This is a genomic window from Chromohalobacter canadensis (assembly GCF_034479555.1).
Lineage (GTDB): Bacteria > Pseudomonadota > Gammaproteobacteria > Pseudomonadales > Halomonadaceae > Chromohalobacter > Chromohalobacter canadensis.
Genome location: NZ_CP140151.1, coordinates 1,150,851 through 1,162,716, shown reverse-complemented (window position 1 = coordinate 1,162,716; position 11,866 = coordinate 1,150,851). Strand labels below are relative to the sequence as shown.

Sequence of the window (11,866 nt, the reverse complement as noted above, 5' to 3'; positions counted from 1 at the left end):
TGATCAAAATGCGCGTCAAACCTCGTACTTCTAGTGCAAAGCGCGTCACAGCGCCTCTATTTGACTGTCTAAATATAGCACTTTAATTTAAATGCATGGTTACCGTCTTGCGCGCATACCGCTATCGTTTTTACCCAACGCCCAAGCAGGTCGAGCAACTTGCCCGGACTTTTGGCTGCGTGCGCTACGTTTATAATCACTTTCTGCGCGAACGTACGGATTCTTGGTACGAGCGTCAGGAGCGCATGGGCTACAACGCCACCGCCAAGGCGCTCACAAGCCTCAAGAAGCAACCGGAGACGGCGTTTCTGGCTGAGGTATCCAATGTCTGCCTGCAACAGTCCCTACGACACTTGGATCGGGCCTTTGCCAATTTTTTCAAAGGCCAGGCGCGGTATCCTGCTTTCAAGAAGAAGCGTCGCAAGCAGTCGGCCACCTACATGGCCAACGGCTTTCGCTGGCGCGATGGTCAGCTCTGGCTAGCTAAGCAGCAAGATCCACTTAACATCCGCTGGAGCCGGCGCTTCTCGGGAGAGCCCACCAGCATCACCGTCAGCCTGGATACTGCCGGGCGTTACCACGTCAGCTTCCTGGTGGAGGAAGAACAGCTGGCGCTGCCGGTGACGCCGAAGATGGCCGGGATCGACCTGGGGCTGACGCACCGCGTCATCACCAGCGACGGTACCAAGTTCCCCAATCCGCGCTTCATCCGACAGACCGAGCGCAAGCTGGCCCACGCTCAGCGGGCGCTGTCGCGCAAGCGGCGCGGCTCGAGCAACCGGGCCAAGGCTCGGCTGAAGGTGGCACGGCTACATGCCAAGCGGGCCGACCAGCGCCGCGATGCCACCCACAAGCTCACCACGCAGCTCATTCACGAGAACCAAGTCATTGCTGCTGAGAGCTTGCAGGTCAAGAACCTGCTCCAGAACCGGTCACTGGCCAAGGCGATCAGCGATGTGGGGTGGCACCTACTCACCCTCCAGCTTACGTATAAGGCTGAATGGTACGGTCGCGATTTCGTTCAGATCGACAAGTGGTACCCCAGCTCAAAGCGCTGTTTTCATTGTGGCCATATTGCCGACAAGATGCCGCTGAACGTCCGTAACTGGGACTGCCCGGCTTGTGGCACCCAAGGTATCGACCGCGACGTCAACGCCGCCCGCAACATCTTGCAAGCTGGCAAGGCGATCCTGGCGAGGGCCGACAAGCTCCGCCATCACGAGAACACTACCGTGGGGCACACGGGAGGCTAGGCCTGTGGAGCCTGTGTAAGACCGGCGGTGCCATCACCGAAGGCAACGGGCAGTGAAGCAGGAACCGGGAAGGCGACAACCTGGGAATCCTCCGACTTCAGGCGGAGGGGATGCCAACAAGATAATATTCAGCGTGTATTCAGCACCTATTCTGAGTAGCAGCGTGAGGTCGCCATGTCCGACTCGACGAATCGCAAGGCCAGGTCGCGCGAGCGAATCCTTAAATCGGCCGTCGAACTGTTCAGCCGCCAAGGATTCGAGAAGGTCTCCATCGGCCAGATCATGAAACTGGCCAAGATGACCCACGGCGCCTTCTATGCACACTTCGCCTCCAAGGAAGCGCTGTACCACGCCTCGGTGCGAGACACCTTGGAAAGCAGTCGCGCGGCCAGGCTGGTCAAGGGGCCGCTTTCGGTGAAGCACCTCACGGAACTGGTCTCCAACTGCTGGAATCTCCAGGAGCTGGAACGCAAGCACCAACCCGGGCCGGAGACCGTGCTGTTCAACGAGATCGGCAACGAGAACGCCGAGATCCGCACGCTCTTCGAAGCCTCCTACCTGCGGATGAAGAAGATGCTGGAAACTCGACTCATCGCCTCAGCCGCCTCAAGAAACTCCCCTTCGAACCCGACCGCGACGTCATCGCCGACAAGTCCCGCGTCATTCTCGCCTCCCTGGTGGGCGCCGTGGCCCTCGCCAAGAGCCTGCCCGGCGAGCAAGAACGCCAGCACATCCTCGAAGCCGCCCAACGCAACATCCTGCAGATGCTCGGCGTCGATCAGGACGAACTGGACAGCATGCTCGGCGACGTCAGCCAGTAGCGACAGTACTCCCAGCGTGAAATGCCTTGCGCTTTATTCTTTCGTGGGCATTGCTCTCCCTGTAACGGCTGGTTACGGTACAGCAAAGGCTACTTAAGAAGACTTATGACCAAGCAGTACGCAGAGACTATCGCATGGATGACAGCCGCTCATCGCCACATGCACAGGTAGGGGCGGTAGCGTTTCTATAATTCCACTCTCATCCCAATAGGCCCCGCACTTCGGTAAAGCTTTTCCCAGTACATGCCGATAGAGGAAACAAGAGCATTGGGGGCTGATTCTGCGTGGCCGCTGTCACATAGCGCTGTAGCGCAAGATGCTCCAAAAAGTCTTCACCTCGGAGCCACCCATGCTGGCGGGATGACGCAAGCCATTGAAGCGAATGAAATAACGTATCCAGTAGCAGTAAGCCTCCACGGTGTGAGGGCTGTAGCGTTTTATTCTCAACCCCAATGAAGCTCGCAAGCACGCGAACCCTGCATAACGCGCCTCATTATGCTTAGTGTGTTGTGAAATCAATGGGTTTAGGTGCGAAAAAGCGGGCTTGATAAGATTTCTTGAACGCGCGCGCTCGTTCAAGTGACAAAACAAGCGCGCTATCTAATACCTGTTAAGTTTACATCGGGATCGGTCATGGATGAAAAAATACGAGCATCCTGGGAACGGACTCTTCACCCAGAAACCCTCAAAACCAACATCATTACAGCATCAATATTCTCGATGGCTTTCGAAATGCTGAAAAGCAGCATTGTAGAAAAGATCGAAGGTTTCTTTACGAACGGGTTTGATCAGGATGGACCGATTATCAGCCAAGAATACAAAGAAAAGGTTCTTTCCCTGAATAGAAGTCCCGTCTACGCGTCATTGAGGTGGCTGCAGGTAATGGACGCCATCAATGATGAGGACATGGGGAAATTTGAACACGTTAAAAAGTGCCGTAACACGCTGACACACGAAATGCTTTCTTTCGCTTCCAGTGGGGTAGATTTCGACGTTGCGGAAGCATTCAACGAAATGGTGGCGCTGTTACGAAAGATCGAAATGTGGTGGTTCGAGCATTTTGAAATGGCAATAGATCCGGAATCCTATCCAGACGATTTAGATCTGGATCAGGTGATTCCTGGGCCAGTCTGGAGCCTCCAAATGCTTATAGATGTTGCCCTGGGACCAGAGGAAGAGGCTGAGAAGTATTATGATCTGTTTGTGGCAGCCGCAGACAAAACTTAACCAGTGGGTGAAGCCGACCGGTACTACACTGCGCTCCGTCCCGGCGGCTTACCCAAGGCGTTAGCTGCTTCGAGGTATGACTAAATGAATGATTGGGTACCACTGCTGCAGTCCTTAGCTTGGGTCGGATTAATCCTTTACCTGGTTCATTCCTTCACTTCTCAGCTGCAGCAGTTGTTTGACGCAGTTCGACAAAGAATTCGCGCTGGGAGCTCTTTTAGGGCTGGGCCGGTAGAGCTTGGCGCCGATCTGAAGAACCTCGAGCGTGTGTCCCCTAGCGGTCCGGACGCTAACCCCCCGGAGGATGACTGGTCAAAGGAACGCGACGAAATTTACAAAAGTAACTGCGGCCTATTTCTAACACATATCATTGAGCCGTCGGATGAAGAGGGTCAGGAATATGACATCTTCATATACCTCATAAGACACAAATCCCAGTATTTCGATGATATCGAAAAGGCAGAGTTCTTTCTCGGCAAGTACTGGGACAATAAGGTCTTCACCGAAACTCCCAAGGACGGATTGCTTGGTGTTGCCACATCTGCATATGGACCATTCCTCTGTACGTGTCGTGTCACGATGGGAGACGGAAGCGTTGTTCGGCTGAGCCGCTACATTGATTTTGAGATGGGACGCGTCTTTGAAGGTCGCAGCTAACGAATCGCTCAAGTACGTTCCGGCCCTGTCGGGCCTCCACCGGACGCACCAAAGGTGCGCCGCTTAGCTCAGACGTTAGGAGCACAATGAAAGCCATCGAGAAATGGGCAGATCGCATCTACTCCGAAAGTGACTTTGGAAGGAGTATTGCTACTTCACTGACCGGCGTAGTTGGCTTAGCCATTTACATTCTTATAAATGACTGGGTTATCGCTGCTTTTGCATCGATTATCGCTTTCCCTATTATTCGAATAGTAGCTACAAGTTTCAATGACTCATACAAGAGAGAAAGAGAGCGAAGGGTTGACGAAGAGTGCGCTTCTTACCTTTTCGGCAAGCTTAGTGGCCAAGAGCTAGAGGTGGTTCAGTCGTTTGTTAAGGCTGGCGGGAGCGTTCTTACTTGGAGTCAAGTAAATGGGTTGCCTGTCCGCTCATCGGCGATTGAATCAATGATTTCTCGCGAACTCATGTGGCCTTCAGTAATGGCGGATGGTATGAAGGAAACCTTCGTTTTAGATACAAAAATATTTGATCTAGGAGTACGGAAGTATGGCCGTAAAAGCTCCTAAAAAACACGTCAAATGCGACGTGGACTTCCCCCGGTTTAGTAGACACGCATCGATAACTCCCGCGGAGGAGAAACCGATGCCCGTAATAATCACGGGGAAGAAGACGCATCGTTACAGCACTGAGTTCAAGGTGAAGGTGGCCGAGTGGAGCCATCAGGCTCACCGAAGCGTCCAAGGGGTAGCGGAAGCGCTGGATATTCACCCGTTCATGCTGTCACGCTGGCGAAAGGAGTATCGAGAGGAATACCATCGACGACAAGTCCTGCTTCATCCTCGCCTCTCTGGTGGGCGCGGTGGCCCTTGCCAAGAGCCTGCCCGGCGAGCAAGAGCGCCAGCACATCCTCGAAGCCGTCCAGCGCAACATCCTGCAGATGCTCGGCGTCGATCAGGACGAACTGGACAGAATGCTGGGCGACGTCAGCCAGTAGCTCCACCCCCCCAGCGTGAAATGCCTTGCGCTTTATCCTTTCGTGGGCATTGCTCTCCCTGTAACGGCTGGTTACGGTACAGCAAAGACTACTTAAGAAGACTTATGACCAAGCAGTACGCAGAGACTATCGCATGGATGACAGCCGCTCATCGCCCCATGCACAGGTAGGGGGTAGCGTTCCTGAAGGTCCTGCCCAGGTCTCAGCCCAGCTGGCTACGCACTCTGGTAAAGCTTCTCCCAGTACATGCCGATAGAGAACATAAGAGCTTCCCAGGCCTGATTCTGCGTGGCCGCTGTCACATAGCGCTGTACCGCAAGACGCTCCAGGAAATTCTTCACCGCGGGGCCTTCCATGCTGGCGGGATGACGCAAGCCATTGAAGCGAATGACATAACGTATCATGTAGCAGTAAGTCTTCATGGTGCGAGGGCTGTAGCGCTTCACCCTCAACCCCAATAAAGCTTGCAAGTACGCGAATCCTGCATAACGCGCCGAATTATTATGGATACTATTTAAAATTCATGGGTAAGATGCGCAATGGTGAGCTGGATAAGATTATTGAACGCGCGTGCTCATTCACGGGATAAATTGAGCGTGCTAACTAATACTTGTAATAAATCGAAAACTTTGGACAACGGGCATGGGTGAAAGAAGGTATGAGTTAAAACCAGGTGCAAAACTGACGCTATTTCTTGTGTCCTATATACCTTTGTTTTTGATAATGTGTTTTACGCAATTATATGAATATCGTGACCACCTAGTTTGGGGAGGTTTAAGCTATGATTATCTATTAAATTATATTCGCTACTTTGGGGCAGTCACGGTCCTTGTGTTGATGTCTTTTTTCGGCCTATTTGGACTCCGTTTTTTATTACCAAACATAAAGAGGAGGGCAAGATCGAGCGGTGTTTTAGTAAGGGTTGTTGATATAGAGAATAAAAATAGTGAGTCTATATCGTACCTTTTTACATATGTTATTCCTTTTGTGTTTCAAGATCTGTCAAGCATTACAAATGTATTTGCAGTTAGCGTTCTACTTTTGGTTACTTATCTTATATATTCGAATTCATCAATGCTTCTCATTAACCCTACTATAAGTATGTTTTATTCCTTGTATCTAATTGAATATGAAGATATGTCAAGCAAAAGAAAGCGAAAAGGCATGATTTTATCTAGAAGCAAATTCCTAGAAGAGGATGACGAAATAAAAATTAGAAGCATGGGGCATAAGCTTTATTTTGCAGTGGAAGGAGAGAAAAGTGATAGTTAATGACAAGTTGTCTAAAGCAAGGTCAATATTGGAAGACAAGTCTTTATCTTTGAACCTGTTCTTTGTTACAAGAGAAGTAAAAGACGGAATCGCCAAGTCTGCAAAGGTAGTCGATAAATACTGTTTTAAAGCTTGGAGGTCTGATGTTTCTCCAGAGTTAGAAGAGTTTTTTGTCAAAAATTTAGCAAAGCAGCTTGATAAGGTGATGGAGTCAGAGAGCTATGACCTAGTGCCTTATGATGTGATCTCTGATGATCTGCCAAACAAGCTTTATGCATATGCTTTGAATAATGCTCTATCATTTTCAGATGTTGTTAATAATCAAATAATTCCAGGCTCAAGCAACTCTATAACATCTCTTTCTGACGTTAAAAATAATCTGTGGGCTTACTGCTTGAAAATCACAGGCCCTAAAGGTTGTTTTTTGATGTTTAGAAAGTTATCGAAAGGCAAAGTCGTAACGGACCAAAGTCAAACGATAAAAGAAAAGGTTTCTTCATATTTTGATTCTACTACTGCTGAACTAAAAGCTTCGCTTCAGGAAAGTATAACTTTTGATGATAAGCTGGATTGCATCTTTGTTGATGAAGAGTTTTTTGTTTTTAAGAAATCAGGGTTTGAAAATATTGTTGGCTTAGAAGAAGAGTTTCATGAAGCGGCCAATGATGTGATCGATATCGTTAAAGCCACTGAGCTGATAGAGGGTGCTGAGCATATAGAGGCTTTGCTAAAAGAAAGTAAGTCTTTGCTGAAAACACTGTCTAACATTGCGAAGAAAGGGCATCATCATAAGCTTAATCCGGAAGAAATAGACAAGATGAAAGATGTTCTTCACAAGTTTGAAGGAAAAGAGTTGAAGACAACTGAAGAAGGAAAGCTTCTGTTGGAAGATAAAAATGACGTCGGTTATTTTGTTAAGCTGCTTAACGATTACTACAAGCAAGGTATGGTTTCCGGTGATTTTTATGGGACTAATGGTGGACGTTTGTTGCCAGTCAACTACTAATTCATAACAAGCGGAGGCACAGCGACGGTTTTTTCTTTGCGGCTTTGCCTTCACTACAAAGCCGCGCGTGCTGCGGGCGTTAAGTACTGAAGAGGGAGCTGAGCTTCGATGAACTTAGAGATTTTGTCTTGGCTACCTAAGTTTTTTGCCGAAACTGCGTACAAGGTGTTCTCCTTGTCGAGTGCAGAAAATAAGGCGAGAAAGATTCGATTCGCAGATCTTCTAGAGAGAATCGCGGCATGTATAGAAGCTATCGGGATGTCTGTTTCTCAAGGAGAGCATCCCGTTCAGCAGTGTGCTGAGCTAACAGAATATATTACGAAAATACAGTCGCTATCTGAAGAAATAGTAGATAAGAAAACGTCAGATAAGCTTTTCTTCTGGCTTTACCATGTCGAAGCTGTTCCTGGCGTTGCGGTTATTGACATGAAAAGGGGGCTAGTGCTGGAATCAAAGCCGCCTTGGTCAAAGAGCAAAAGACATTTGCAGAGCCAAAGGGTTCTGGAAATTTCTGGCAGTTTGAAAGCCACGGCTAATTTACTCCGAGTCTAGCTACGTACTTAACAAGCAGCGGCAGGCGGACCAAATTTCCGCTCCTTCGTCGCTCCAATTTGCCCGCTGCGCTGGGCGTTAGGTAATAAGGGAGAAAAAGATGGGAAATGCGTATCTCACACCCAAAAATACGTACGTAGGAAGTTTCCCCGAGCTTGCTCCGAATGGTGAGTATGTCGGCGGACAGCCTAATCTTGCACCAGACGGGACTTATGTAGGTGGCAGGCCTCAACTAGCGCCGAATGGAAAGTATGTAGGCGGAAGGCCGCAACGAGCGCCGGACGGCACGTATGTTGGCGGCAATCCTATTCTCGCGCCCGATGGAACCTATGTCGGCGACGGACGCGATTGAGCTACCTAACGAACCGCTACCGCTCCGCCGCTTAGTTCTGCGTTGAGCACGAAGTGCATCGAAACCCTCATGTGGAGGGCTTGCGCTAAGGGCAAGGAAGAGTATCTGTGAGTATAGAGTTTCTAGACAATGACTTTGAGAAGGTAAGCTACCTTCATAACCTACTCGTGGCTCATGCGACAGGCAAGGAGGCGGATTCGCAAGAGTACGAACGGCTGCGGCATGAATTGCTCAGCAACGGCAAGGTTGCCCCGTTGCTACCAGGCTGGATAAAGCTTCATCGGAACCTAGAGTCGTTCTGGGGATTCATCCAGCCCAAGTTTTCAACGTACGCTGAACGTCGCACCTTTCTTTCTGAGCAGTTTACTCCGGCCCTTGATGCCCTTGAGTTTGGGCAGGAGGCTCTAGCGCCTCAGCCTCAGCCTCCAACCTCTAAGCCCACGGTTGAGGTCACGCCCACACCGCGGAACAAGCGGAAAGTGTTTATTGTCCATGGGCGCGACAACGAGGCCAAGCAAGAGGTTGGTCGCTTTGTTGAGGGGTTAGGCCTTCAGGCAATCATTCTTCATGAGCAAGCAAGCTCAGGAATGACAATCATCGAGAAGATCGAGCGCTACGCGAGTGATGCGGACTTCGCTATCGTGCTATACACAGCGTGCGATCATGGGCGTGGTGTCCCCGAGTCGAATGTTCCGCCGCGATTGAGGGCTCGGCAGAATGTAGTCTTCGAGCACGGCTACCTAATGGCAAAGCTTGGAAGGGAAAATGTATGCGCTTTAGTTAAGGGCGAAATCGAGACTCCCAACGACATCAGCGGCGTTGTTTACGTTTCTTTGGATTTGAACGGCGCATGGCGAATGGAGGTTGCGCGAGAGCTACGCGCTTGCGGCTATAACATTGCCCTTCCCTGGTAAATCTGGTATTTCGGGAGCCACGCCTGTCGATCCAACCAAGCGAACGCCCAACTATTGCGTGAACCCGACAAGGCCTTCCGCTGCGCTCCAGGCCTTGCGGGTTACGCCAGCGTTAAATAGTCACACCTTGGCCGCAAATTCTGAGTGCAACACCTGATCGAATCGGTAAGGTGTTGCGCCACTGGTTTTCTCGTCCGGCTATGCGTCAATTGTTCAATAGGATCTGTGCTGGGTTTCTTGGAAGTGCGGGGGTTGGGCTGCTACTGGCTCGTCGTGAGTGAACTAGCCAGCCGCGTCAGGCGAACGTCCCTGACGGGTCGTCGCTTCGCTTTATAAGATCGCCTGTGCGCTTCGCGATGCCATATGGAGAACGAATTGTTTGTTAGTGAAGCCATTGAGCTGCAACTTCTCGACAAGAAGCACGTGGATGAGCTGTTTCGGCTCGTGGATACGAACCGAGAGCACCTGCGGGAGTGGTTGCCCTGGATTGATGCGAATACGTCTCCGACGGATACCGAATCCTTCGTTAACTCGGCTATCAGCCAGCGTGAAGCCGGCAAGGGACCGCAGTATGCGGTTTTCCATGAGGCAACCATGTGTGGTGTGTGCGGGTTTCACCCCTTTGACGTCACGAACAAGATCGGTGGCATCGGGTATTGGTTAAGCCAGGCTTATACAGGCAAAGGGATCATGACCTCGTCAGTGAAGGCGCTGATCGGCACTGGCTTCCAGGAGTACGGCTTGAATCGCATCGAGGTGGCATGCGCCACGGGAAACGGAAGCAGCCGTGCCATTCCAGAGCGCTTGGGCTTTACGTTTGAAGGGGTGCTCCGTGAGCGTGAGCACCTATACGGTAGGTATGTCGATCATGCCATCTACTCGATGCTGGCATCGGAATTCTCGCTGAACAAAGCGTTGCACTGAACAAGTCGGTGAACGAGGCATCAGGTATCCAATGGACTACGAAGCACAGATCAAAAAATGGATAGAGCAGGACGCAGAACGCATGGAGGCGCTTTCTATAGCTGCTGACCTGTGCCTGCCGGATTGGTGCCTTGCCGCGGGGTTTGTGCGCAACCTTGCTTGGGACAAGGTGCATGGTTTTTCGGCCGCGACAGCTCTCAACGATATCGATTTGATCTACTTCGATCCGAAGGATATTGCTGAGGCTAGGGATCGGCGTATAGAGGCGAAGCTCAGAAGCACCTCTGCTTTTCCGTGGTCGGTAAAGAACCAAGCGAGAATGCATGAGCGCAACGTCGATGATCCCTATACGTCAACCACCAATGCCATGAGCTACTGGGTCGAAGTCGAGACAGCCGTCGGCGCTACACTGGATGCCAGCAGGGAGGTTGTCTTAGTCGCTCCCTTTGGCGTCGAGCCTTTGTTCAATTTCACCATCACCTTGAACCCTAAAAGGCCAAAGCCCGCTGATTTTAGGAAACGCGTAGCAGGGAAAGGGTGGCAGGAAATCTGGCCAGAACTAACGGTGGTAGATGCCTAGCCATACGCAGCATCGGGCAAGCCGCCGTGCATAGCGTTATCCCCCTACATCTCCCTCCTTCAAGTTAGGGGTGCGCCACGTGCTGTTGAGGCGACAAAAAACCGCCCAATCCCTTCCATCCCAGCCCACTCAGCACTTCTCCGTTTCGCTCCACTTTTCAGCCACTTGGCTTCACGTTAGCCGAAAGTCGGGCATCGGCCGAGCGAAAAGATAGTGATTGGGGGTTGAAAGTCTTTATGCGAATCATTTACATTCACTATCAGAGCGATCAGCGAGGTGATGGAATGTACGTGTGCATATGCCGAGGCGTGACCGACAATGCCATTCGCGAGGCCGTTGAAGACGGTGCGCGTAGTTGGAGAGAAGTGCGTGAGCGCACCGAGTGTGCGACTCAGTGTGGCCGCTGTGCCTGCACGGCCAAGGCCATCACGCGTGATGCCATCACCCAGGAAATGATGCCGAGCGCGGATCTCGCCTACGCCGTCTAGCCGTTGCATCGCCTATAAAACGCTTCGCTGCGTACCAATCATCGCCAAGCGCCGCTATCCCATTGGGTAGCGGCGTTTTCGTGTGCTGGGCCGGCATTTCGTACACAACCTGGGCGCGAACGGAGTGGCAATCGTTCTCGCCTGTTATTTCCAATCCTTCACAAATGCGGCGTTTTCGCGGCAAGATATTGTCTTAATTCGACTTTTTCGGCGAAATAGTCGATACTCCCTGTATCCCATGGCGGTGGCGGCCGGGCCGTGTCTGGCTGGCCATTTCGCCTTAATACCAAATGAATCTGCAAGGGAGACGTGACGATGAAAGGTGATGCCAAGGTCATTCAGTACCTCAACACCGCACTGGGCAACGAGTTGGTGGCGATCAACCAGTACTTCTTGCACGCCAAGATGTACAAGGATTGGGGCTTGGCCAAGCTTGGCAAATGGGAATATGACGAATCCATCGAAGAGATGCGTCATGCCGATGAGCTGATCGAGCGCATCCTGTTCCTCGAGGGCATTCCCAACCTGCAGGATCTGGGCAAGCTGCACATCGGCGAGAACACCAAGGAAATGCTCGAGTGCGACCTCGCCATCGAGAAGACGGGCTGGCAGGACCTGGTCGACGCCATCGCCTATTGCGAGGAAGTGCGCGACTACGTCAGCCGTGACCTGTTCCGCCGCATCCTCAACGACGAGGAAGAACACATCGATACGATCGAGACCGAACTCGGCCTGATCGACAAGGTGGGAATCCAGAACTACCTGCAGCAGCAGATGAGTGCCGACGACGAGTGATCGCGTCGTGGTCATGCTGATACAAGAT

At 51.3% G+C, this 11,866-nt stretch carries 15 protein-coding genes and 1 pseudogene; 14 read left to right on the top strand and 2 right to left on the bottom strand.

From position 1 onward, the window contains the following. Positions 1 to 95: 95 nt before the first annotated feature. Positions 96 to 1,253 carry a transposase gene (locus SR908_RS05550; RefSeq protein ID WP_246919309.1) on the top strand — a complete coding sequence of 386 codons (1,158 nt, stop codon included), beginning with the start codon at positions 96 to 98 and terminating at the stop codon, positions 1,251 to 1,253. A gap of 174 nt (positions 1,254 to 1,427) precedes the next feature. Beyond that, positions 1,428 to 2,171 (top strand): TetR/AcrR family transcriptional regulator, encoded by a 744-nt coding sequence (locus SR908_RS05545; RefSeq protein ID WP_246919312.1) that lies wholly within the window; start codon positions 1,428 to 1,430, stop codon positions 2,169 to 2,171. Positions 2,172 to 2,368: 197 nt separating this feature from the next. On the opposite strand, the gene SR908_RS16750 is transcribed toward SR908_RS05545, so the two are convergent. Further along, positions 2,369 to 2,521 carry a phage integrase N-terminal SAM-like domain-containing protein gene (locus SR908_RS16750; RefSeq protein WP_378075560.1) on the bottom strand — a complete coding sequence of 51 codons (153 nt, stop codon included), beginning with the start codon at positions 2,519 to 2,521 and terminating at the stop codon, positions 2,369 to 2,371. Between the two features lie 186 nt (positions 2,522 to 2,707). On the opposite strand from SR908_RS16750, the gene SR908_RS05540 reads away from it, so the two are divergent. The 5 genes and pseudogenes from SR908_RS05540 to SR908_RS05525 all read left to right on the top strand — a co-directional run bounded on the left by SR908_RS05540 (position 2,708) and on the right by SR908_RS05525 (position 4,955). Continuing rightward, on the top strand, positions 2,708 to 3,301 hold the full coding sequence (locus SR908_RS05540; RefSeq protein ID WP_246919316.1) for a hypothetical protein: 594 nt from the start codon (positions 2,708 to 2,710) through the stop codon (positions 3,299 to 3,301). A gap of 84 nt (positions 3,302 to 3,385) precedes the next feature. Then, a complete protein-coding gene (locus SR908_RS05535; RefSeq protein WP_246919319.1) occupies positions 3,386 to 3,958 on the top strand; it encodes a pYEATS domain-containing protein in 573 nt (190 codons plus the stop codon). A gap of 86 nt (positions 3,959 to 4,044) precedes the next feature. Further along, a complete protein-coding gene (locus tag SR908_RS05530) occupies positions 4,045 to 4,527 on the top strand; it encodes a hypothetical protein (RefSeq protein WP_246919321.1) in 483 nt (160 codons plus the stop codon). Next, positions 4,508 to 4,711: pseudogene (locus tag SR908_RS16745) on the top strand (hypothetical protein); the annotation flags it as partial. The gene SR908_RS05530 and the pseudogene SR908_RS16745, both read left to right, overlap by 20 nt. Before the next feature lie 109 nt (positions 4,712 to 4,820). Beyond that, positions 4,821 to 4,955: a hypothetical protein gene (locus tag SR908_RS05525; RefSeq protein ID WP_281504709.1), complete on the top strand. Its 135-nt coding sequence runs from the start codon at positions 4,821 to 4,823 to the stop codon at positions 4,953 to 4,955. A gap of 215 nt (positions 4,956 to 5,170) precedes the next feature. Here SR908_RS05525 and SR908_RS05520 read toward each other — a convergent pair whose 3' ends face one another. After that, entirely contained in the window at positions 5,171 to 5,425 is a 255-nt protein-coding gene (locus SR908_RS05520; RefSeq protein WP_246919324.1) for a site-specific integrase, read from the bottom strand. Between the two features lie 791 nt (positions 5,426 to 6,216). On the opposite strand from SR908_RS05520, the gene SR908_RS05515 reads away from it, so the two are divergent. The 7 genes from SR908_RS05515 to bfr all read left to right on the top strand — a co-directional run bounded on the left by SR908_RS05515 (position 6,217) and on the right by bfr (position 11,838). Next, complete coding sequence (locus SR908_RS05515; protein ID WP_246919327.1) at positions 6,217 to 7,233, top strand: Kiwa anti-phage protein KwaB-like domain-containing protein; 1,017 nt, start codon at positions 6,217 to 6,219, stop codon at positions 7,231 to 7,233. 108 nt (positions 7,234 to 7,341) lie between these two features. Beyond that, a complete protein-coding gene (locus SR908_RS05510) occupies positions 7,342 to 7,785 on the top strand; it encodes a hypothetical protein (RefSeq protein ID WP_246919330.1) in 444 nt (147 codons plus the stop codon). Between the two features lie 459 nt (positions 7,786 to 8,244). Further along, positions 8,245 to 9,051 (top strand): TIR domain-containing protein, encoded by an 807-nt coding sequence (locus tag SR908_RS05505; protein ID WP_246919333.1) that lies wholly within the window; start codon positions 8,245 to 8,247, stop codon positions 9,049 to 9,051. Between the two features lie 363 nt (positions 9,052 to 9,414). Beyond that, positions 9,415 to 9,975 carry a GNAT family N-acetyltransferase gene (locus SR908_RS05495; RefSeq protein WP_246919336.1) on the top strand — a complete coding sequence of 187 codons (561 nt, stop codon included), beginning with the start codon at positions 9,415 to 9,417 and terminating at the stop codon, positions 9,973 to 9,975. A 31-nt stretch (positions 9,976 to 10,006) separates the two neighbouring features. Continuing rightward, complete coding sequence (locus tag SR908_RS05490; protein WP_246919339.1) at positions 10,007 to 10,555, top strand: nucleotidyltransferase family protein; 549 nt, start codon at positions 10,007 to 10,009, stop codon at positions 10,553 to 10,555. A gap of 284 nt (positions 10,556 to 10,839) precedes the next feature. Continuing rightward, positions 10,840 to 11,043: a (2Fe-2S)-binding protein gene (locus tag SR908_RS05485; RefSeq protein WP_040243348.1), complete on the top strand. Its 204-nt coding sequence runs from the start codon at positions 10,840 to 10,842 to the stop codon at positions 11,041 to 11,043. Between the two features lie 315 nt (positions 11,044 to 11,358). Then, positions 11,359 to 11,838, top strand: coding sequence for a bacterioferritin (bfr, locus tag SR908_RS05480; RefSeq protein WP_246919343.1), 480 nt, complete (start codon positions 11,359 to 11,361; stop codon positions 11,836 to 11,838). Positions 11,839 to 11,866: the final 28 nt, after the last annotated feature.